Consider the following 21,919-nt stretch of genomic DNA (forward strand, 5'->3'; position numbering starts at 1 on the left):
TTGCCCATTTAGGCTTTCTTTTTATTACATAGTGAAACAATGCCATCAATCTATCACTTTTTGCCGCATCGTTAATGTTCGCTACGGCGTGTGCTTTCCGCGGGCACATCGTAAGCCTCAACCGTCGCTGTCGCGCCGCCTGTTGCGTCTTACGTTTTGTGCTGTTCCCGCAGGAGTCACTCGCCTCCGCTACCATCATTCACTTTTAATTTTTCACTGCAAAGGTTTTGCCCATTCAGGCTTTATTTTTATTACATAGTGAAACAATGCCATCAATCGAACATTTTTCACCTTCGTAGTTACAATACATTTCATAATTTTATTATTTTGATTAAGCAGTCACACTTTTATTATGACCGTTATCGTTATTAGTTCCGTTACCACCATATTTGTGCTGTGTTAAAATTTGAATCGCCACAAGCACGATAAAAATACCAAGCCCCGCCCAATCTGAGAACTTTTCAGGATAGATAAGCAATAAGCCCGCTATAATAGCAAACAAACGCTCAATCCAAAGTACTTTACGATACCAGAATCCTATTACGCCAGCACCGATTGCTACCATGCCCGTAACAGCTGTAAATACGACCCATAAAATTTGCGGTATCGTTGTATCAATCATTAATAAAGCTGGGGAGAACACAATCATATATGGAATAATAAAGGCTGCAATTGCAAGCTTTGCAGAGTTAACACCAGTCTTAATTGGATCCCCACCTGAAATACCCGAAGCAGCAAATGCGGCGAGTGCTACTGGTGGTGTGATATCGGCTATAATACCAAAGTAGAATACAAAGAAGTGTGCCGATAATAAGACAACCACTGGCACTAATTCTTGTGGCGTATTTGGCGATAATAATGCCACAATGGCAGGTGCTGCTATCGTTGACGTAATAACGTAGTTTGCCGTTGTTGGCGCACCCATCCCTAAAATTAGTGATGCAATCATAACGAAAACAAGCGTTAAAATAATGCTTCCTCCAGCTAATGCTACTAAACTATTAGCTAAGCTTAAGCCTAGACCTGTTTTAACAACTACTCCAACAATAATACCCGCACAAGCCGTTGCAGCTACAACACCTAGTGCCGTACGAGCGCCCTCTACTAACGCATCAACAATATCTTTTGGCTTTAAACGTGTATCTTTATTGAACATTGTAACAACAATTGAAATTACAATTCCATAAAGGGCTGCATGCATAACAGGTGTTCCAGTTAACATTAAAACAATAATAGCAATAATAGGTAGTAATAAATAAATTTTCTTGAATACTTCTTTCCGATTAGGCATTTGATCATCACGTAAGCCTCTTAAGCCGACACGTTTTGCTTCAAAATGCGTCATAATCCAAATACCTGTAAAATAAAGCAATGCAGGAATTGCGGCTGCTTTTGCAATATCCCAATATGTAATTCCGCGTCCTATAAATTCTACCATTAGAAACGCCGCGGCACCCATAATCGGAGGCATTAACTGACCACCAGTAGATGCTGCTGCTTCAACTGCACCAGCAAATTCTTTACGGTAACCAAGCTTTTTCATCATCGGGATTGTGTATGAACCCGATGTTACAACGTTCGCCACAGAACTTCCTGAAATCATCCCTTGTAGAGCACTTGAAAAGACAGCTACCTTTGCTGGACCACCAATTAATTTTCCAGCGAAAGCTACGGCTAAATCGTTAAAATACTGCCCAACCCCTGTTTTTACAAGGAATGCTCCAAATAATAAGAACACAAAAATAAATGTAGCAGATACACTAATCGGCGTTCCTAAAATTCCATCTGTCGTAAAATACATCAGGTTAACAATGCTTTCAAAATCTTGCCCTCTGTGCGCCATAAAGGCAGGGAAATAAGGACCAAAATAAGCATAAATTAAGAAACAAGTTGCGATAATCATAATCGGTAAGCCCACCGCACGACGAGCAGCCTCAAGCACGAGAACGACAGCAATTAAACCTACTAAAAAGTCCAACTGTGTAATAGTACCATTACGATTAACAAGCTCCGTATAATTTAATGCCCAATATGAACCAACAACAACAGATAATAACGATAAAATATAATCAAACCATGCAATTTTATGCTTTGGCGCTTTTCTGCGAGCTGGGAATAATAAGAAAATAAGTGCTAACCCAAACCCTAAGTGGACAGTCCGTTGAATCGGTGCTGTAAATTGCCCGAAAATCGCAGTATATAATTGAAACAATGAAAATGCTAATAATCCAAAGAAGATTACATGCTTCATGATTCCTGAAATCGTACGCACATTTGATTCAATATCGTATTTTTCAAGTATCGCTTGTTGCTCTTCTGCCGATATTTGTTCAAATTCTTCTTTTACTTCGTTGTTGCGTTCCTTCAGTTTTGTCATTTCAACCTAACTCCTTTCCATCTTTCATAAAATGATAATCGCTTCACCTCAAATAAATAGGATTTACCCCTTTGTAAATCTTTTTTTAAATCATATTCATCATTCTTGTAAACAAATACAAGATCCAAATCTAAATCCCCAATAAAAATTGTAAAATTATCAATCACTTCGTTGTCAAATTGCAGAAAATATTTTCCATCTCGTTGTGTTAATGTTTGATTTTCTTCCGCGTAACCTGGCATACCAATCGCTAAGTCTTCATACTCCATTCCTAACATTTGAATACGCTTCTCTTCGACGCATTGATAATATTCAAGTACATCCGATTTATGGATTGAATGTGTGTACCTTATACGAAAAGCATCATCAGCAGCAAATGGTATATAATGCACTTTCGGATTGTCTATACGTGTTTCTGTAAATGCGAATACCTTTTGAAGAGGAAGAAAAATAATTATGCCAAAGCATATACAACATAAGGCTATAACAAAAACTATTCTTCTCTTTCGCATCACATCTGTTCCCCCACTTTAAAAACTATCCGCCTTTTTGTTTTATCTTAACGAAACAAAAGGGACCCGAAGCTTTACGCGATCCGAGCCCCTTTGTCTGTTTAGGAAAATGCTTATTCTTTTGCTGGAATAGTCACATCACAAAGTCAAACTTTGAGTAAATAAAAGTATCCTCATTAGCTTGCAACTCTTGTAACCGATGTTTTTTTATTTTTGTTCATCAAAATACTTTTGCGCACCAGGATGAATATCAATACTAATACCATCTAAAGCTGTTTCGGCTTTAATAAATGCACCTTTTGCATGCGAAATCTTATCCGTGTTGTCATAAATTGCCTTCGTCATTTCATATACAACATCGTCTGAAAGATCCTTACTTACAGCTAACATCGCAAGTACAGAAACAGTCTCTGTATCACTTGCAATACCGTAAGTACCAGCTTTTACAGTATCTTTCGCATAGTATGGATATTTAGCAATAAGCTCATCTGCTTTACCAGCATCTACACCAATAATATTTACTTTCGTTGTAGCATTTAAAGCCTCTACAGCTCCTGTTGGTGTACCAGCTGTAATAAACGCAGCATCAATTTGACCTGATTGCAGACCATCCGTAGATTCACCAAAATCAAGATTTTGCGCTTTAATGTCATCCATCGTTAAGCCATGGATTTCAAGTAACTGTTCTGCATTCGCATATGTCCCTGATCCTGGGGCACCTACAGATACTTTTTTCCCTTTTAAATCAGCATATGTTTTAATACCTGAAGCTTCTGTCGTCACTAATTGCACAGTCTCTGGGTAAAGTGCACCTAAAGCAGCAATCGAATCTATTTTTTTACCATCAAACATTAATTTTCCTTCAGTTGCGTAATAAGCGATATCCGTTTGAACAAACGCAATCTCACCTTTACCCTCTTGCAAAGCAGTCATATTAGCTGCAGATGCTTGAGAAACTTCTGCTGTTGTTTTAATGCCTGTTTCTGTTGTAATTAAATCAGCAAATGTACCACCTAATGCATAATAAGTCCCTTGTGTTCCACCTGTTAATAAACTTAAAAATTTTGGTTTTTCGGAACTAGTTGCATCCCCATTCGCATTTCCCTTGTCTGAATCCTTAGAGCCTGTACTACTATCCGTTCCACATGCAGCTAAAATTAATAACGCAATGGCACTAAATAGGATTAATAGTCTAAATTGCTTTTTCTTCATATTAACCTTCCCCCTTTGGATATAATATAAGAATCTATTTAAAATTATCAAATTTAGTATAATTATGTCAATCTATTTATAGTAAATTCAGATAATTATATTTATACCTTTTGTCCCAATTGATAAAATTATTAGATTCAAATAAACTCTCATTTACCCTTTATTTTTCTATATTAAACCATTAATTATATTTTATCAGAAAATACAATTAATTTAAAATGTATACATTTTGTATAAAAGGTACACCAAACTTCTATGAATAATCTCGTTACATCGAAAAGACTGTATCTATTTTTTTCTATAGATACAGTCTTAATATGTCCCTTATTGAATAACGCCACATGCAATTCTTGCACCAGAATTACCAGAAGGGTCCGTTTTATAGTCGTCTGCCGATTCATGAATAACTAACGCTGTACCCTCTCCATCAAGTAAGGAGTTTTCTACATTTTTTTGTAAAGAGACACCTTCAGCTACGAAATTCAAATCAACAGTACCATCTTCTCCAATTTCTAAATTCGGTAAGTCTCCTAAGTGATAGCCCTTTGGATTTAAAGTACCGTGCTCTTTGTTGGTCGGATTAAAGTGAGGACCTGCCGATTCAAACGTTGGCGGTTCACACTTTCCTACAGAATGAATATGAATACCATGTGTGCCTGCGGGGACTCCACTTAAAGCTAATGTCACTTTGACCCCATTGTCTACTTCTTCAAAATAGGCATTTCCATAGCTTTCGTTATTTGAACTAATTACTTTTGCGGTTGCCGTTAAAGATGAATTTGTAGCGTTTACAGCTACTTTATCCTCTTTTTTATCAAAGAAGCTGCACCCCCCGACAAATACGGACAATGAAATAATTAATATTGAAATTTTTTTCATGTTATTACCTCCTCTATTTCTGATGGTGCCCATCTCACCCATTACTTATGCAATATGTACCGCTAATTTCTATCCCTTATCAAAAGGTAATAAAATGAATTAAAATAAAATATTTACCATAATATAAAATAGTTATTTATTTGGAGCGGACTATTACATTCCATATAAAGTTGATTGGAAGGAGAACTTGCGACTCCTGCGGGAACGCACAGTTCGTAAGACCAAAAGAACGCGCGTTAGTGAGGGTTGTGACTTACGATGTGCCCATGGAATGCGCATGGTAGTAGCGGAAATCAATGGCAGGAGACATCTTTTTTAGTCCATATGAAAAAGGACTATACCTATAATAGATATAGTCCTTTACTATTTATGATTGAATTACACCACAAGCAATTCTTCCGCCAGATTCACCAGTAGGATCAGTCATATAGTCGTCCGTTGATTCATGTATAACAATCGCAGTGCCTTCTCCATCAAGTAATGAATACTCTGCATCTTTTTTTAAAGTGACACCTTCTGCCATAACAGTCATTTTTGCCGTACCATCCTCAGCTATCTCTAAATTCGGCAAGTCTCCAAGGTGGTGACCATTCGGATTATCCTTCCCATGCTCTTTAAAAGTTGGGTTAAAGTGGCCACCTGCTGTTCCGAAATCTGGTCCTTCACATTTTCCTGCTTCATGTATATGCATGCCATGTAATCCTTTTGCCTCTGCAGGAAATCCACTTAAGTTCAATGTCACCTTGACTCCATTATCCTGCTCTTCAAAAAAGGCATCTCCATAGCTTTCATTATTAGAACCTATTACTTTTGCAGTTGCCGTTAAAGGGGCGTCAGCTTCCTTTTTATTACTGGCACAGCCTACTAAAAAGACACCTAAAGAAATAATCAATAAAGTTGTCAGTTTCATTAAATTACCTCCTTTTTTTTATAGTTTATCACCTGTTTAAACACTTTCGCAACTCATAACTAGGCATTTATCCTCATAGTAAAAAATAGGGATTTCTCAGAAAACATACTGAGAAATCCCTATTTTTTTTAATTCAAAATTTTCACTGTAACTGTACGCACACCCCAATTACGGGCTTGTCCATCTGATGGAATGAAAACATCAATTTTATTTCCTTTAATCGCACCACCAGTATCTGCAGCTACCGCTTCGCCATAGCCTTCAACCCAAACTTTAGTACCGAGCGGAATAACCCGTGGGTCAACAGCAATGACTTTTAAATTTGGATTTGAGCGTATATCTGTCCCGTTTGCTGTAATACCTGAACAACCTTCACAGTAAGCAGTATAAGCTGTAGCGCGCATTGTATATGTTTGACCATCTTGGCTAGGTGGTGCACTCGTGACTGTTGTTACGGGTTTTGTTGTAGTTTTTTTCACGGTACTTGGAGTACTTGGAGTACTCGCTACACTTTTTTCAGTTTTAGGTTTTGCTGCAGCTTCTTTCACAGCTAATGTTTCACCAACTAAAATTAAATCAGAAGAGAGGTTATTCCATTCCTGTAAATCCTCTACTTTCACGTTATAGACTTTTGCAAGGCTGAATAATGTATCGCCTGCCTCAATAAGATGGGTATTGTCGTTCGTCCCCTCTTTTAGAATCCTTTCAATACTTAAGGTTTGTTCTGGGTCAACCCATATGGAATCAATTTCATCTAACTCCTTCAAATCAGCTAAACTCAAATTAAAAATATTGGGTAAACCCCATAGTGTATCACCAATCTGACCAGTATATGCTGCCTCAGCAGAAGTGGTACCCCCGAACATCCCCATGCCAAGGGTCAATGCTACAGCTAATGCTATCGCTTTTTTCTTCATAAAAAGTAATACCTCCAGTTGTTTTATTTTTCGGCATTCTGTTGCTAGCACACTAGAGAATTAAGCTCTTAAATATGCACGCAATATTGTAGAATGCAACTAAATATCACAGGACCTCGGACCTGATATTACAAATTATTACTATTTAAACAAGAATTTATACAATTCCATTCATTTTTTTAGCAAATCACACAATTAATTGGAAAATAAAGTGTAAATCACTACTAACTATTTGCATATTTTATATAATGGAAATACCGCTTATATTACCGATAATATAGTAACGGGGGTATCTAATAGATTCAATTTCAAAATGTGGAACTTGCTTATGGGGGTTACTACTAAACGTAAATATGAAGTTGATTGCTAATTAATTATGTCGCTATACATACTTATAGTTTTCAATATCCCTTTTATTGTAAAATAAATCTTAATTATACTAATAATAACAATTTTAGTATTATTCACTGTACAACATAGTGAAGTTGTAAACTAATCTGAAAGTTGGTGTCCTACTGTGATTCGGGTAATAATAGCAGACGATGAGCCGTTAGCTCTGTTAAACATGGAAAAAAAATTAGAAGAATTTAATTCAGTAGAGGTGGTTAAAGCATATTCAACGATTAACGATTTGCTGGATGAGGCACCGACATTAGATTTCCATGTGGCCTTTTTAGATGTGGAAATGCCTGGTATGAACGGCTTGGAGGTTGCTCAATTATTAAAAAAGTGGAAAAAGAATGTTCTTATTGTTTTTGTTACTGCGTATCGAGATTATGCTGTTCAAGCTTTTGAAATTAATACTCTCGACTATTTATTAAAGCCCATTTCTAAATCCCGCCTTGAAACAACGATTAATAGAATACATGAATTTTTCCAATTAGAAATACCAATTACTAAACAAGTACAACAGTTTGAGCCCTCCCTAAGCATCCATTGCCTAGGTGGTTTTACCGTCTTTCATAATAAGAACATCGTACATTGGCGAACTGTTAAAACAAAAGAGTTGTTTGCCTTTCTTTTATCTAATCTCAATAGTCATATACCTCGAGATACGATCATCGATGCCTTATGGGCTGAAACTGAATACAAAAAAGCAAGGGTACAATTGCATACTACGATTTCATATTTACGAACAACGTTATCATCTTTAGGCTATTTCAACGTGTTGCAATATGCAAACGGGTGTTATATTTTGCAATTAGAAAATTTCCATAGTGATGTTATGGAATTGGAGCAACTGTTAAAAGACAAAGAAACGTTTGGCAAGCTCGATGTAGAAAAATCCGAATTATTTATTCAAAATTATCATGGAGAATACATGGCCACACTAGATTACTCTTGGATTCATAGTAAAGCAAATTTTATTCATAACCAACTAACACTTTTACTAAGTTATTTAGTCGAGCATTATACATCAAAACATAATGCAAAAAAAAGAGAGCAAACTTTACTCTTGATGATCGAATATAATCCTTATTCTGACAATACTATGCAGCAACTTATTCAGCACTATATCGAAGAGGATAATCGTGCTAATGCAGTGAGAGTATACAACACCTTTAAGAAAAATCTGTATACAGACCTTGGCATTCTACCTAATCAAGAGACAATATCGTTATATGCTTCTATAGCACAAGAATAAAAATAATGTAGCTGCCTCCAAACCATCGTTTTTCAGAGACAGCTACATTTTTTAGTTCAATGGTTAATAGCAATCGATAAATCCTCCACTATACGTATACAATTTCTCCCTGATTGTTTTGCTTCATATAATGCTTGATCAGCAATAGCAATTAACTGATTTGGGCTACTAAAAGTGGAAGTAAAAACTGTTACTCCTGCTGATAAAGTAACTGGGCGTCCACTAGGATTATCTGCTGATGCTTGTTTAATCCTTAAGTCTTCAGCTAAAGTGACAGCATCTTCGATTGCGGTATGCGGTAAAATAACCATAAACTCCTCGCCTCCATATCGAAAACAAGTCCCCTGCTCATGGACACTTTCTTTCATTTTATGTGCAAATGCTTTTAAAACTTCATCGCCCACTGTATGACCGTATGTATCGTTCACATTTTTAAAATCATCTAAATCAATTAATATGATGGCATGCGGCACTTTTTCTGTAATTAATTTATTTAATACATGATCCATACTTCGACGATTTGGAATACCTGTTAATGAATCTAATTTCAACTGGTCAGTCAATTCGTCAATTGTATTTTGTGAGTCTGCTAGCGATTTTAACATAGTATTTTTCAAGTTACTCGCCTCTACATACCAGTCATTTATGGATTGTAAAGAGCTGATTTTATTACCTTTGCGTCCACTTTCAGAAATTTCCTGTAGAGGGTGGGTAATTTTCATAGTTAGCCACAACACCAATGTGAAAACGATTGCAAACATTATTAATAAAGGCAAAAACACTTTTTTAAAGAACACACTTAAAGAGAAAACGTTTTCCATTTGCACCTGATTGTCGGCTTGTTTAACCTTTTCCTTTGCAAAAGTTTCTGTTTCAGCATTTTCTTGTACATAATTTACATCTATATCCGAAACTTCTGTTATATACTCTTCCTGCACGACAGATTTAGATTGTACAAGCATTTCGTTAAAACTTTGATAACTAATCCAAATACTAATACTAGATGTAACGAGTACAATAATAATCATCATACTAATAATGACAAACGATAATTTTAACTTAAGTTTCTCCACAATAGATCATTTCTCCCATTGAGATGATATTTTGCAAAAGCTATATACGATTTCAATATAAAAGTTTTTATTTTAACATCATACGTCATACCTCTTAAAAAATACTTAACAACTAATAGTTTTAACCTGTTTATGAAAAAGTTAATTACTCAAAAAGAACTAAAAAATTTCTTATTAGTTACATAAAGTTTTCTTTTATAGAAAAGTACGTTTTCTTTTTCTTCAATCCATGGCATGGTAAAGCAATACAATAAATTATTATACTTACAGGAGGCTCTATGTAGCGTTGAAAAAAACCATCGTCAAACATTTACTAATTATTACTTTAATATTTATCGCCCTTACTATTTTCCGCATCCTTTGGCTAGTATATTTTATGCCTTCTAATGACCAACCAACTGCACAAGCTGGTATTTTAGATATGCGCCATCAATCTTTATCAGAGGATGAAGTTTTTCAAATGAATGGTGAATGGATGTATTATCCTGAAGTATTGTTAGATCCAACTAGCTCCACGCATTTAGAACAAACGTTTAGAACTGTTCCTATGCAAGCTTCGCCAGCAAAGACACAGCACTTTGGCACTTATCGTTTAAAAATTTTGTTAAATGATAATGGTCTGTCAGATTACCGATATGCAATACAAGTTCCTGCAATCTCAACTGCCTCGGCATTGTATATTAACGGCAAACTTGTAGGACAATCAGGTGAAGTCTCAACAGATGCTAGCACGCATAAAGGGCAGGCCGTTCCATATACTGTATTTTTTACAGAAGAGCAGCCTGAAATTGATGTCATTTTACATGTATCTAATTTTGATACACCATCGAATGCACTTATTACTAAACGACTTTCCTTTAGCTCAGCAGCAGCGATGACGCACTATCAACTCATTACGGAATTAGCATTAGTAGCGATCTCAATGTTACTCATTTTGTTTGCCTTATTTAGCATTCTTGTCTTTCTCTTTATTTATCGCAAAAAAATAGTATTGCTGTTCACAGTAGGCTTTCTTCTACCTTTAGCTGATGAACTGATTACAAATGATCGGTCAATTTTAGATTGGTTACACTTAGATTATGTATGGTCAATAAAGCTTTCTAATATTATTTATCTCGGTGCTTCATTTTTCTTTGTGCAATTTATTCGAATCTTGTTAGTTCAATATCAACATGCAAAATATTTTCGATTGTTCACAATGCTATATACATTAGGAGCACTTCTCATTTTAGTATTACCTATTCATATGCTAAGTACAGCTAACCTAATGTTCTTTATGCTCTATATTGTCTCCTTTTTATATGTCTTAACACTTGCCTTGAAGGAATACATAGGAAATCAGGAAAGTTCGGCTTTTATTGCGTTTACAGCCATTGGCACAACAAACGGTATTATATGGGGCCTTATAAAAATGTATTTTGTTTTAACTATTCCGTTTTATCCATTCGATTATTTAATGATTGCACTTGGCTTTTCAGGATATTGGTTTAAACGTTTTTATGAAAACAAACAACAAATTAATTTGTTAGTTGCCCAATTGCAAAGAGACGGGGAATTAAAAGATGAATTTTTATTAAGCAATGCACAAAAATTATGGGATCCTATGAATAAAATGATTACCTTAGGTCAATCAATTTATGATAATCCAGACAATAGTTTTGTCAAAGAAGATAAACAAAATTTAAAATATTTAATAGATATTGGACGTAGTATGTCATTTACGTTAAATGACATATTGGATTATACACGCTTAAAAGAAGGGAATTTACATCTTCATAAGAAAAATGTTCGTATACAAGGAATTGTTTCAGGTATTTTTGATATGCTACGATTTATCTCAGCTGGTAAACAAATTCAAATGACGTCTACCATTGCCCGAAATTTCCCGCGTGTACTAGCAGATGAAAAAAGATTAATTCAAATCCTTTTCAATCTTCTACACAGCGCAATTAAATATACAAACGCTGATTTAATAGAAATTGACGCTACTATTGAGAAAAATATGGCTGTTATTCATATTAAAGATACAGGCTCTGGATTAGATAAAAAGGATATGATACTTCAAAATCATCTATTTTCATCTGATCAAAAGATGGCAGATAATGATAGAATGCATCTAAGTTTACTTGTATCTAAGCAACTAATTGATTTACATGGAGGGTCATTACGTATCTATTCCAGTCCAAATAAAGGCTTTGATTTATTTTTCACTATACCAATTGCCGAGGAGATGGAAATAGAGGAACAAATGAATGATGGACAACAAGACAAGGCATTTTTATCAGCAAGTTCTTCAAACTTTGAAGCCACTCCTTCTGAAAAACAGTTTAAAATTTTAATGGTTGATGATGATCCTGTTAATTTAACAATGATGCGAAGTTTATTTTCCCCTACAGAATATGACATTACAACCGTTACAAGTAGCGAAAAGGTGCTGGAATTGTTACCTATGCATAGGTGGGATTTAATTATTATTGATGCTATGCTTCCTTATCTCTCTGGATATGCTTTAATCGAAAATATTCGTCAGCATTATTCCTTACTAGAGCTACCAATATTATTGTTAACTGCTCGAAGTAATCCCGAGGACGTTTACACTGGATTTGCTCACGGTACAAATGATTATGTTACAAAGCCTATTAATGCACTGGAACTAAAAGTTCGGAGTCGCGCTTTAATCGATTTAAAATATAGCATTACTCAACGGCTACATTTGGAAACAGCTTGGCTTCAGGCACAAATACAGCCTCATTTTTTATACAATACGCTTAATACAATTGCCTCGCTTAGCACTATTGATCCAAATCGAATGATTGACTTAATGCACCATTTTGGCAAGTATCTACATGCAAGTTTTGATGTAAGGAATTTACAACGGGTTGTACCGCTTCGTGATGAACTAGAACTCGTCCGCTCGTATCTTTATATCGAGCAGCAACGGTTTGGGGATTTATTACAAATTGATTGGGATATCGATGAACATATTCAAATAGAAATACCACCCATTTCATTGCAAACATTAGTAGAAAATGCTTTACGTCATGGCGTATTAAAACAAAAGGATGGCGGAACTGTTTGCATTCGAATCAAGGAGTTTTCGGACTACGTAGAAATAAGTGTTATTGATGACGGTATCGGTATAGAAGCTAGCACATTAACACAATTGCTTTCTGATACTAACACAACAAGTAGAGGCATTGGCCTACGCAATACGGACCTACGCCTTAAAAGAATTTATGGACAAAGATTGCAAATTGAAAGTACACCAAATAAAGGCACAACAATCACCTTCCACATCCCTAAATAGTGTCAGGCACTCACACAATTTTAACTTAGAAAAATTTCCAGAGGCTCTTGCGGGAACAGCACAAAACATAAGCCGCAACCATCGGCGTGTAAACGATGGTTGCGGCTTATTTGTGTGAGTGCCAGTCACTCACACAATTATTATTACATACGTAAATTACCAAATTACAGGCTTAGCTACCATTAACCAGAGCATAATGAGCAATAATACAATATACATCCATGCTTTTCTCTGTAACAATGAGGCAAATTTTTGCTGATTGTAGGCTGGCGTATTAAAAGTTCGAATCGTTGGTTTAAATGCTCGCGCCAAAAAGACGATAGAACCCGCCATCACGAGAAATGTTAAAACTACCCAGGAAGTTGTCCATGGATATCCTCCACGCCACATTAATAAAATGCCAGAAGCAACTAGAACATGTCCCGCATGTTTAACAATTGTAATCGCACCTTGAAATACTTGGATATATGGTGACATTTCTTCATGTGAAGCTGTACGCATTTTCTTTACTATTGCTAAAACTACAAACAATGGCCCAATCGAAAGGACAGCACTTAAAATATGTATATATAGTAGAAGTGTATAAATGGATATCATAATGCATACTCTCCCTTTAATAAGTCTTACTAATTATAGCATTCCCCATTCTGTTCTCTCATTCTAATTGTGAATCCTTTGTAAACGTAGCGTGAATCATTGTAAAATTGTTTGAAATTTACACAAAGAGGGTATTTATTATAGTAACATGCACTTATAAAACAAAAAGGAGTGATTCTTATAGGAATTCATCAATTTTTTACAAATCTCAATGATCTAGAACGTATTATTCGTTGCCCAGGACGCTTCAAATTTGAAGAGCATAATGTAGCTGCCCATTCTTGGAAGGTTTCACAATATGCCATGTTTTTTGCCACACTTGAAGAAATGAATGGCGCAACAGTTAACTGGAAGTCATTATACGAAAAAACCATCAATCATGATTTCGCTGAAGTATTTATCGGTGATATAAAAACTCCCGTTAAACACGCTAGCCCAGAGCTTAAACAAATGCTCGCACATGTCGAAGAAAAAATGATGGAAAAATTCATTATTAATGAAATCCCTAAAGAGTTCCAGGACATCTTTTTCGAGCGAATGAAAGAGGGTAAAGATGCAACACTTGAAGGACGTTTGCTTGAATTTGCAGATAAACTGGATCAATTTTATGAAGCATTCGCAGAATTAAAGCGCGGTAATACGGATATGGAATTCGTCTATATGTACCAAACAGCGCTGGCGAAGCTTTTAGCGATTCCCCTTCCAGCAACAGTCGAGTATTTCCGTACTGAAATATTGAAGGATGCTGTTAAGGAAAAAACACATATTGATATTCAAACGCTAACGAATGAAATTTTAAACCAAAAAAAATAACGTGCATGTACAAGTTTTCCGATGAATTGATCGACGGAAGGCTTTTTTTATTTCCTAAAAAAAGTCGTATAATAGGAGGGATAGGAGGGAAAATTTTGTCACATGAATGTTCAATAGTAGAAGATTTACTACCTTTATATAAAACCAAACGTCTTCAAGCTGATACAGCTGAATTTGTGGTACAGCATTTAGCTACATGTAAGCAATGTCAGCAGTTGGCAGCAACAAAGCTGTCATCTAATCAAAACTTATCAATGAAAAGCACATTAACCTTTTTCCACCTCGTTTTCATCGTGCTTTCTTTTATGTTTGCCCTCAACTCATCCTTGCTTGGCGATCATAAAAGCTTTGTCGCGTTATATGCCCTTTTCGGTTGTCTTACTTATTTATTTTATAAAAATATTTGGATAGTCTTCGCAATAAGTTCTGTACCTGTTTTTGTCTGGGCCATCATTAATAATTTTAGCAATCCGCTTTATATCCAAGGTCTCTCCTTTATGGATATTAGTGCACTTATCATTGGCGCTAGCTATATCGCTCTATTACATACGATTTTTGCCTTGCTTGGCTCTGCCTTCGCAATTATTTTACGTAGGTTTTAAATGGTAAAAGCATCTCTCATATGAAAGATGCTTGTTATCATTCCAGCTATTAGGCTTTTTTCACGAACTCTGATTTTAATTTCATTGCACCGAAGCCATCAATTTTACAATCAATATTGTGGTCTCCTTCAACAAGGCGAATACTTTTTACCTTTGTGCCCATTTTTAACGTTGAAGAGCTTCCCTTTACTTTTAAATCTTTAATTACTGTTACTGCATCACCATCTGCTAACAAGTTACCATTTGCATCTTTTACAATAAGTGCCTCTGACTCTTGCTCTGTTACACTAGTGCTCCATTCATGCGCACATTCTGGACATACAAAATTTGTGCCATCCTCATATGTGTATTCAGAATTACATTTCGGACAATTTGGATATGCTGCCATTTCCGCTTCCTCCCTTTCATTTTCGTTAAGTAAATGATTACGCTCCTATCTTTACACAGTTACTTTAATTTCGCAAAGGTTGTTCGCATTTTCCGTTCGTATTTGTGAAAAATATATGAAGCCATTCCATATAATCCAAGCGTTTTATACGTATAAATTTCATGATTTATAGCGCATGCCCATTGACTTTTTTCTATAAACCATCTTGCTTGCAAGTTTGATTATCATGCCGTATTATATCTTTAAAGGCTGCATTGTTCGTATAATATTAAGTTTTAACCTTTAAGCTGTAAAAGGGAGTTTTATTATTGGAGTTGGAATGACGGGCCTCACACCAAGGTGCATGAGGATAAGCAGGAAAACTTCTGCGAACACCCACTTTGAGGAGTGGTGGTTTAAAACTTTCTATAATAACTACGGCATACGCGGCTTTTAAATTTTACATTAGAGCCTCAAGGCTTCAAATCGACTCACCCTTCATTTATTGGAGGGTGAGTTTTTTTTATGCGCTTTACTAGTGTGTAAAAATTTTGTCCATATGCAATTAATAGCAGGTTCTTTCTCTTTATTTTTTGTTATTAAATCGATTACAGCCCTGTCCTTCATAATCCCCTCTTTAGAGTACTCCCCCTTTATATGTTTAACATCCTCCACAGTCATCTTTTGAATTTGGCGTAGTTCGCAAGTGATTTGTCACTATGCGCTAGTTACATAACGTCTTAAGAGAGATACTATAAATATTGTCCTCACACAAAATAAGATGAAGACCATAATTTCAACCAATAAATAAAAGGAGGTATATGTGGATGACATTACAAATGACTAATCGTATTAAAATGCCATTAGGATTTTGGGATGGCATACGACAATTAGGTCTGACAGCTCCCGATGTAGCTCGTAAAGCACAACTACCTCTCACTATTATTGCTGACCCAGTTGTTACCATTGCTCAATATTTTGCTATTTGGCAGGCATATTCAGAGCTGATTGATGACACTGCCAAAGGAATTATTAAGCTTGCGACTGGCTTTGAAACAGCTCATTATCCCCCGTCCGTTTTAGCAGCATACCACGCTCGTGACTATCGTGATGCACTAAAACGAATGGGAAGATACAAACAACTGTGTCCACCAGAAAGCCTACATATCACTGAAGAAGGCGAGAATTGTACCATTGAACTTGAATGGCTAAATACCGAGCAACCTGGTCCTTTAATACTTACTGGTATTACGCTAGCATTTCTACTCGAACTAGGACGTAAAGGAACGGGGAAACCGTTAAAGGCAAAGTTAGTGGAACTTCCTCACTCAATGGGCGACGTACAGACACTTGAAGCGTACTTTGGATGCCCTATTCAATTCAACCCAAATTGTAGCAAGCTAACAATACACCGAGCAGATTTGGACCACCCATTTGTCTCTTACAACGCTGAGTTGCTGGAGATTCTAACTCCAGTACTGGATCAGTCGTTGAGTGAACAACAAAACAACCGCTCAATAACAGCTATGGTCAAGTGGTTTATAAAGCGTAGTCTATCAGGAGGACGCCCTGATATTCATACTATTGCAAGCGAGTTAGGGATGAGTGAACGTACATTGCAACGCAAGCTTACGGAAGAAGGATCAAATTTTAAGCATTTGTTATCGCAAGTTCGACATGAACAAGCCCGAGAGTATCTGTCAGACCCCTCTCTTGATATTAAAGAAGTGGCATTCCTGATTGGCTATGAAGACCAGAATTCGTTCTACCGAGCCTTCCGTGCTTGGGAGGGAGATACTCCTTCCAAATGGCGAATGGAACATTTAGGAGCAGACTCTATAAATTAGCTTTGTTAAATAATCGTAATACGATAAATGGGGAAATTAATATGGATATGGGTTTAAACAATAAAACAGCCTTAGTTACTGGATCAACAAGAGGTATAGGTAAAGCAATTGCCATTGAGCTTGCTAAAGAAGGCGTTAATGTACTAATTAACGGACGAAATAATGAAGAAGTTGAACGAACTGTAAATGAAATTAAGGTAGATTACCCGTCCACGAATCCGCAAAATGCTACAGCAGATATTGTAGATATTCAACAAAGAGAAGTTTTATTCGAAAAATATCCTAACATTGATATTTTAGTTAACAATTTAGGTATTTATGAAATGATGCAATACGAAGACGTTGATGATGAAGTATGGATACAATATTTCCGTACAAACGTTCTTGCTGCAAATGGATTATCTAAATTTTATCTACCTCAAATGTTGAAGAATGGTTTTGGTCGCATTATCTTTATTGGTAGTGAAGAAGCAATTATGCCATCGGGACAAATGCCTCAATATTGTATGACTAAATCCATGTTATTATCGTTGTCTAAAAGCTTGTCTAAATTAACGATAGGAACAGAGGTTACAGTAAATGCAATTATGCCAGGACCAACACTCTCTGAAAATGTGCATCAAATAGTCGAAGGCTTATATCCTAGTGAAGAGATGACATTTGCAGAAAAAGAAAAAGATTTTATGACTACCAATCTACCGCAATCTGAAATACAACGATTTATCAAACCATTTGAAATTGGTAGAATGACTACTTTTTTATGTAGTCCGTATGCATCTGCATTTAAAGGTTCTCCCATTCGTATGGATGGCGGTATGGTGCCGACTATTTTTTAATATGCAACAGTATGAATCTCATCATTATCGTGAATCTGTGAAGAATAAGACTAGCTAAAACAGCTAGTCTTATTTCATTAAATTAAACTTAAATTAGATTTCCAGTTACTAAATCCTCATTTATCACGTTCATCATTAGCTTCCCATTTAGCCATTTCCTCTCGTACACAAGGGACAACTTCTATCCCAAGTAATTCAATGGCATGCATCACTTGATCTCTCTTAGTCCAATTAAAGGTTATTTTGAAATCTTTACAAGAATACTTAAAGCCCTGAAAAGCAGAGCAAAGGCACTGATTGAAGCCCCAAGCAAGGAAACCCCCTCCAACCGAAATGTGCGTACATTTGCGGCGAAGCAATTGAACCACTCGCTCTGCAGCTACTCTTACATTACTTTCATAACAAGGATTCTAGCGTTTAAGTGCTTGAAGTAGTAAGAGTGGCTGTTCAATAATCTATACTCTGTATGCTCTACATAGTAAAAATCCACTTCTTTCCCTAAAAAAAGCCACAACCAGCGTACTGTTGCTAGTTGCGGCGTTCTCACAAAATTTGAGTGGATTTTTACATGTATATTTACGCAACCATAAAGGGCTACATAATTTTATATCATCAATACTTAATTTTTTTCTACACGCTTTCCATTAACAAATAGAGATAACACAAGCCCAATAAGAGCAAGGGCTGCAATAAAGAAGAATGCATACTTTGTCCCTTCAGCCATTAATTCAAATGGTGAAGCATTTTGGAATTTTTCGAAATGCTTGTTTTGTCCACTGACCATTAATGTAATTGCCAATGCTGTCCCTGTCCCACCTGCAATTTGTTGTAATGTACTCATAACAGCTGCACCGTCTGCGTATAATTCACGCGGCAACTGATTTAAACCATTTGTTTGTGCAGGCATAATAATCATAGAAATCCCTATAAAGAATATTGTATTCGCTAAAATAATTTGCCAAACGGGTGTATGTGCAGAAATCGTAAAAACAAAAAGCAAACTTGCAATTAATGTTAGAAGGAAGCCAAGAGGTAAAAATTTCTTTGCACCAAATTGATCGAACATCTTCCCTACAACTGGTGATAATACAGCATTCATAGCACTACCAGGCAAAAGAATAAGGCCCGCTACCGTTGCACTGAATAGTAAGGCACCTTTTAAATACATTGGCAATAGTATCGCTGTAGATAAAATTAAAAGCATACCGCTAAATAACAATACCGTCCCTAATGTAAACATAGGATATTTAAATGTCCGTAAATTAATCATCGGCTGCTCCATTTTAAATTGACGAATAACAAATAACGCAATTGCCACTAAGCCAATAATAAATGGAATATATACGCCTGCAGAAGCAAAGGATTTCTCTGCAATAGTACTTAAACTGTAAATGAAACCACCAAATCCAAGTGTCGATAATAGAATTGAAACAATATCAATCGCTGGTTTTGTAATAGTAGATACATTATCGATTTGTTTTAACCCCGCTACAACTAATCCTGCATAAAAGACAAGGCTAATCCAGAAAATATAAGACCAATCTAACGAGTCCACAATTAAACCTGCTAAAGTAGGCCCTATTGCAGGAGCTGTCGTAATAACAAGCCCCATTAACCCCATGACCGCTCCACGTTTATGAATCGGAAAGATTAATAAAATTACATTCATCATGAGCGGTAAAATAATACCTGTTCCAAACGCTTGAATGATACGACCTAGCAGTAAGATTGGAAAGCTTGGTGCTAAAGCGGCTAAAATCGTTCCTACAATCGAAAAAATTAATGATCCAACAACTAACTGCTTTGTTGTAAACCATTGAATAAGAAGAGATGAAACAGGCACTAAAATACCTATCGTTAATAAATAGCCCGTAGTAAGCCACTGTGCAGTCCCCGCTGATACAGTGAAATCAGACATAATATTTGTCAGTGCCATATTTAAAGCTGTCTCACTAAACAGCCCTATAAAAGCGGCAAACATAAGTACAAAAGCCATACTTTTAGGTTTTCGTACTGGCACAACTTGCATTGATGGAGCCATAAAATACTTCCTTCTTTCTTTATCATTAATTAGACCGGTCTATATAATAAGCATTAAAATGAAAACCCCTTTTTACTTTGAAAGCAATAAAGGGATCATTTTGTTAATTTGAATTAAAGGCTCACCCGATTTTTTAGTTATACATAACGTAATGCCGCCTTCAATTAATGCACTTATTGATTTGCTAATTAAGTTAGCACGTTCTTCACTAAACCCACTACTTCTTAATTTCTCAAAGTAAAGATTTCCCCATATTTCAAAGGTTTCTTCACAAGCCTGCCGTAAATTCTCATTTACAAATGCTGTTTCCATTGCGAGTAAACCCATTGGAACGTTTTTTAATTTTGATATTGGTTCTACATCTTGAAAAATCCTAGAAATAAACTCGATATGATATTGGAATGCCTGAGTAGGATCATCGAAAGCTGCTAAATTTTGCTCTATCTCTGCTGCAATTCTTGTTGCCGATAAATTAATCGCTTCAAAAGCTAATTGCTCCTTACCATTAGGAAAATGATAATATAAAGAACCTTTTGGAGCCCCACTCTCTTGAATGATTTGGCTTAATCCTGTAGCGTGATACCCCTTCAAATGAAAAAGCTCTGTTGCTGCTTCTAAAATTTTCTCTCGAGAAGAATTTTTGCTAGACATAGGCTGAACCTCCCTTAAAAAAATTATAACGAACGGTCTACATAATAATAATTGTCTTTTTGAATGTTGTCAATTTTAATAATGAGCAATAAATTATTTAACTTCTAATACAAATGTGTAGGAAACCTCTCCGTTTGACCATCGAGCGAATACCTCATATATATATCGACCTTTGCTTGTCGGTGCCACCATCTCATTGTTATTTAATAAAACTTCTTTCTCTCTACCGTCTTTATTCCAAAGATAAACAATGATTTTTGGGTTTTCTTCAATTTCAATTTGCATCATTGTATTGGGTTCTAACTGAAGTGCAGGTAAATTTTCAGCTACTTGATTTGGAGAGGCATGATCGGTTTGAACAGTCTCAGTTATTAACCCCTTTTTTCTTTGCCATTGAAAACCGCCCGCTTCCATTTCATACTTTTTGCCATCAACATGAAGCCAACCTGTCATAGATGGAGGGAAACTTTCTTTATTGTCTTCTACTTCAAGGTCAGTTTTACTTACATCTTTCGAACAAGCCGCAATTAAAAGTGCAAAAAAGCCAATCATTAAAAATAACTTTTTCAAACCCTTACCTCCTTTTTCTATATTTGACTTTCATTTTGTTAATTCGTTTCATTTTTTAAATTAAAAAAGACGTGATTGCTCTCATGGAACAATCGCCTCTTTTATGCTGGACTACTCTCTTTTAATAGGAGATTTTGATGAAAAAATTAATTCTCCAGATTTAGAATAGCCGCTAATGTTAACTGGCAAATAAACCGATCCATCTGTCCTTTTTAAGAAAAACCGATGTCCTTCAGTCTCAATAAATAGCGCATTTTCAAAAGTGCCTTTCTGCGTCTCTACCGTTATTTTAACAATTTCAGGATCTATTACTTCTCCAAAATAATAACTTGCATTGTCTTTACTCTTTCCTGAAGCACTCCATGTAATTTGATCGTCCTTTAATGAAGGATAGTACGTTGAGGATAGCGTTCTACCCTCGCTTAATATCCATGTACCAAGCCAATTTTGTTTTAGCTCTGCAATCATTATAGATTGGCTATTTCGAAATATCGTTAGCCATTGCTCATCAATTTCTTTGATAAAATAAGCTTCCTCTGCAGCTTCAGACCAATTCTTCGTTATATTCAGTACATCTTTTTCCGTTGGTTGTTGAAGATGCTTGTAGGTTATGATTAGTGAGCATATGATTGCTGTTAGAATAATCCCCAACACGATTTTTTTAGTCAATCCCTAACACCCCTCACCAATTCATTTATTTACATATATTAACTTATTCAACAACGCTCAAACAATTACCTTCTATAGAAAGTAGTAGCTCACC

The 21,919-nt window shown here is 35.9% G+C and carries 19 protein-coding genes, 1 other RNA gene and 1 pseudogene; 7 read left to right on the top strand and 14 right to left on the bottom strand.

Annotation, left to right across the window (positions count from 1 at the left end; genetic code table 11):
• Positions 1-331 precede the first annotated feature (331 nt).
• From JNUCC52_RS11975 to JNUCC52_RS12000, 6 genes are all read right to left on the bottom strand, one after another.
• Positions 332-2,377, bottom strand: coding sequence for a TRAP transporter permease (locus JNUCC52_RS11975; RefSeq protein ID WP_337980043.1), 2,046 nt, complete (start codon positions 2,375-2,377; stop codon positions 332-334).
• Complete coding sequence (locus JNUCC52_RS11980; RefSeq protein WP_337980044.1) at positions 2,374-2,889, bottom strand: DUF1850 domain-containing protein; 516 nt, start codon at positions 2,887-2,889, stop codon at positions 2,374-2,376. Before JNUCC52_RS11980 ends, JNUCC52_RS11975 begins: the two co-directional genes overlap by 4 nt.
• A gap of 207 nt (positions 2,890-3,096) precedes the next feature.
• Positions 3,097-4,101: a TAXI family TRAP transporter solute-binding subunit gene (locus JNUCC52_RS11985; protein WP_173478767.1), complete on the bottom strand. Its 1,005-nt coding sequence runs from the start codon at positions 4,099-4,101 to the stop codon at positions 3,097-3,099.
• 324 nt (positions 4,102-4,425) lie between these two features.
• Positions 4,426-4,980 carry a superoxide dismutase family protein gene (locus JNUCC52_RS11990; protein ID WP_139859482.1) on the bottom strand — a complete coding sequence of 185 codons (555 nt, stop codon included), beginning with the start codon at positions 4,978-4,980 and terminating at the stop codon, positions 4,426-4,428.
• A gap of 367 nt (positions 4,981-5,347) precedes the next feature.
• On the bottom strand, positions 5,348-5,890 hold the full coding sequence (locus tag JNUCC52_RS11995; protein WP_139859480.1) for a superoxide dismutase family protein: 543 nt from the start codon (positions 5,888-5,890) through the stop codon (positions 5,348-5,350).
• A 128-nt stretch (positions 5,891-6,018) separates the two neighbouring features.
• A complete protein-coding gene (locus JNUCC52_RS12000) occupies positions 6,019-6,807 on the bottom strand; it encodes a LysM peptidoglycan-binding and 3D domain-containing protein (protein ID WP_139859486.1) in 789 nt (262 codons plus the stop codon).
• A 517-nt stretch (positions 6,808-7,324) separates the two neighbouring features.
• Here JNUCC52_RS12000 and JNUCC52_RS12005 point away from each other — a divergent pair.
• On the top strand, positions 7,325-8,452 hold the full coding sequence (locus JNUCC52_RS12005; protein ID WP_139859478.1) for a response regulator: 1,128 nt from the start codon (positions 7,325-7,327) through the stop codon (positions 8,450-8,452).
• A 56-nt stretch (positions 8,453-8,508) separates the two neighbouring features.
• Here JNUCC52_RS12005 and JNUCC52_RS12010 read toward each other — a convergent pair whose 3' ends face one another.
• Complete coding sequence (locus tag JNUCC52_RS12010) at positions 8,509-9,525, bottom strand: GGDEF domain-containing protein (RefSeq protein ID WP_139859477.1); 1,017 nt, start codon at positions 9,523-9,525, stop codon at positions 8,509-8,511.
• Positions 9,526-9,811: 286 nt separating this feature from the next.
• Here JNUCC52_RS12010 and JNUCC52_RS12015 point away from each other — a divergent pair, with 286 nt between their 5' ends.
• Positions 9,812-12,832, top strand: coding sequence for an ATP-binding protein (locus JNUCC52_RS12015; protein WP_337980045.1), 3,021 nt, complete (start codon positions 9,812-9,814; stop codon positions 12,830-12,832).
• A gap of 156 nt (positions 12,833-12,988) precedes the next feature.
• On the opposite strand, the gene JNUCC52_RS12020 is transcribed toward JNUCC52_RS12015, so the two are convergent.
• Positions 12,989-13,429, bottom strand: a complete 441-nt coding sequence (locus JNUCC52_RS12020) for a DUF2269 family protein (RefSeq protein ID WP_337980046.1) — start codon at positions 13,427-13,429, stop codon at positions 12,989-12,991.
• A 171-nt stretch (positions 13,430-13,600) separates the two neighbouring features.
• On the opposite strand from JNUCC52_RS12020, the gene JNUCC52_RS12025 reads away from it, so the two are divergent.
• On the top strand, positions 13,601-14,242 hold the full coding sequence (locus JNUCC52_RS12025) for a YfbR-like 5'-deoxynucleotidase (protein ID WP_173478770.1): 642 nt from the start codon (positions 13,601-13,603) through the stop codon (positions 14,240-14,242).
• Between the two features lie 95 nt (positions 14,243-14,337).
• On the top strand, positions 14,338-14,844 hold the full coding sequence (locus tag JNUCC52_RS12030; protein WP_337980047.1) for a zf-HC2 domain-containing protein: 507 nt from the start codon (positions 14,338-14,340) through the stop codon (positions 14,842-14,844).
• Between the two features lie 49 nt (positions 14,845-14,893).
• Here the strand turns inward: JNUCC52_RS12030 and JNUCC52_RS12035 are convergent, their stop codons facing one another.
• Complete coding sequence (locus tag JNUCC52_RS12035; RefSeq protein ID WP_139859955.1) at positions 14,894-15,232, bottom strand: zinc ribbon domain-containing protein YjdM; 339 nt, start codon at positions 15,230-15,232, stop codon at positions 14,894-14,896.
• Between the two features lie 243 nt (positions 15,233-15,475).
• On the opposite strand from JNUCC52_RS12035, the gene ssrS reads away from it, so the two are divergent.
• The 3 genes from ssrS (at position 15,476) to JNUCC52_RS12050 (ending at position 17,894) form a co-directional block, all read left to right on the top strand.
• A non-coding RNA gene (gene ssrS, locus JNUCC52_RS12040) (6S RNA) lies at positions 15,476-15,668 on the top strand.
• A 370-nt stretch (positions 15,669-16,038) separates the two neighbouring features.
• The gene (locus tag JNUCC52_RS12045; protein WP_337980048.1) at positions 16,039-17,058 is read left to right on the top strand and encodes a helix-turn-helix domain-containing protein; all 1,020 of its coding nucleotides are present in this window, start codon (positions 16,039-16,041) and stop codon (positions 17,056-17,058) included.
• 41 nt (positions 17,059-17,099) lie between these two features.
• Complete coding sequence (locus JNUCC52_RS12050; RefSeq protein ID WP_337980049.1) at positions 17,100-17,894, top strand: SDR family NAD(P)-dependent oxidoreductase; 795 nt, start codon at positions 17,100-17,102, stop codon at positions 17,892-17,894.
• 238 nt (positions 17,895-18,132) lie between these two features.
• Here JNUCC52_RS12050 and JNUCC52_RS12055 read toward each other — a convergent pair.
• The 5 genes and pseudogenes from JNUCC52_RS12055 to JNUCC52_RS12075 form a co-directional block, all read right to left on the bottom strand.
• Positions 18,133-18,266: pseudogene (locus tag JNUCC52_RS12055) on the bottom strand (MFS transporter); the annotation flags it as partial.
• A 247-nt stretch (positions 18,267-18,513) separates the two neighbouring features.
• Positions 18,514-19,935 (bottom strand): MDR family MFS transporter, encoded by a 1,422-nt coding sequence (locus JNUCC52_RS12060; protein WP_173478772.1) that lies wholly within the window; start codon positions 19,933-19,935, stop codon positions 18,514-18,516.
• A 72-nt stretch (positions 19,936-20,007) separates the two neighbouring features.
• Positions 20,008-20,586, bottom strand: coding sequence for a TetR/AcrR family transcriptional regulator (locus JNUCC52_RS12065; RefSeq protein WP_173478773.1), 579 nt, complete (start codon positions 20,584-20,586; stop codon positions 20,008-20,010).
• 93 nt (positions 20,587-20,679) lie between these two features.
• Positions 20,680-21,156 carry a hypothetical protein gene (locus JNUCC52_RS12070; RefSeq protein ID WP_228134349.1) on the bottom strand — a complete coding sequence of 159 codons (477 nt, stop codon included), beginning with the start codon at positions 21,154-21,156 and terminating at the stop codon, positions 20,680-20,682.
• Positions 21,157-21,267: 111 nt separating this feature from the next.
• Positions 21,268-21,825 (bottom strand): hypothetical protein, encoded by a 558-nt coding sequence (locus tag JNUCC52_RS12075; protein WP_337980050.1) that lies wholly within the window; start codon positions 21,823-21,825, stop codon positions 21,268-21,270.
• Positions 21,826-21,919: the final 94 nt, after the last annotated feature.

Source organism: Lysinibacillus sp. JNUCC-52 (assembly GCF_015999545.1).
GTDB lineage: Bacteria > Bacillota > Bacilli > Bacillales_A > Planococcaceae > Lysinibacillus.

Coding starts and splice junctions, on each gene's coding strand:
- JNUCC52_RS11980 (WP_337980044.1), bottom strand. CDS start 2,889: ATGCGAAAGAGAAGAATAGTTTTTGTTATAGCCTTATGTTGTATATGC.
- JNUCC52_RS12000 (WP_139859486.1), bottom strand. CDS start 6,807: ATGAAGAAAAAAGCGATAGCATTAGCTGTAGCATTGACCCTTGGCATG.
- JNUCC52_RS12065 (WP_173478773.1), bottom strand. CDS start 20,586: ATGTCTAGCAAAAATTCTTCTCGAGAGAAAATTTTAGAAGCAGCAACA.
- JNUCC52_RS12060 (WP_173478772.1), bottom strand. CDS start 19,935: ATGGCTCCATCAATGCAAGTTGTGCCAGTACGAAAACCTAAAAGTATG.
- JNUCC52_RS11990 (WP_139859482.1), bottom strand. CDS start 4,980: ATGAAAAAAATTTCAATATTAATTATTTCATTGTCCGTATTTGTCGGG.
- JNUCC52_RS12035 (WP_139859955.1), bottom strand. CDS start 15,232: ATGGCAGCATATCCAAATTGTCCGAAATGTAATTCTGAATACACATAT.
- JNUCC52_RS11975 (WP_337980043.1), bottom strand. CDS start 2,377: ATGACAAAACTGAAGGAACGCAACAACGAAGTAAAAGAAGAATTTGAA.
- JNUCC52_RS11985 (WP_173478767.1), bottom strand. CDS start 4,101: ATGAAGAAAAAGCAATTTAGACTATTAATCCTATTTAGTGCCATTGCG.
- JNUCC52_RS12045 (WP_337980048.1), top strand. CDS start 16,039: ATGACATTACAAATGACTAATCGTATTAAAATGCCATTAGGATTTTGG.
- JNUCC52_RS12020 (WP_337980046.1), bottom strand. CDS start 13,429: ATGATATCCATTTATACACTTCTACTATATATACATATTTTAAGTGCT.
- JNUCC52_RS12050 (WP_337980049.1), top strand. CDS start 17,100: ATGGATATGGGTTTAAACAATAAAACAGCCTTAGTTACTGGATCAACA.
- JNUCC52_RS11995 (WP_139859480.1), bottom strand. CDS start 5,890: ATGAAACTGACAACTTTATTGATTATTTCTTTAGGTGTCTTTTTAGTA.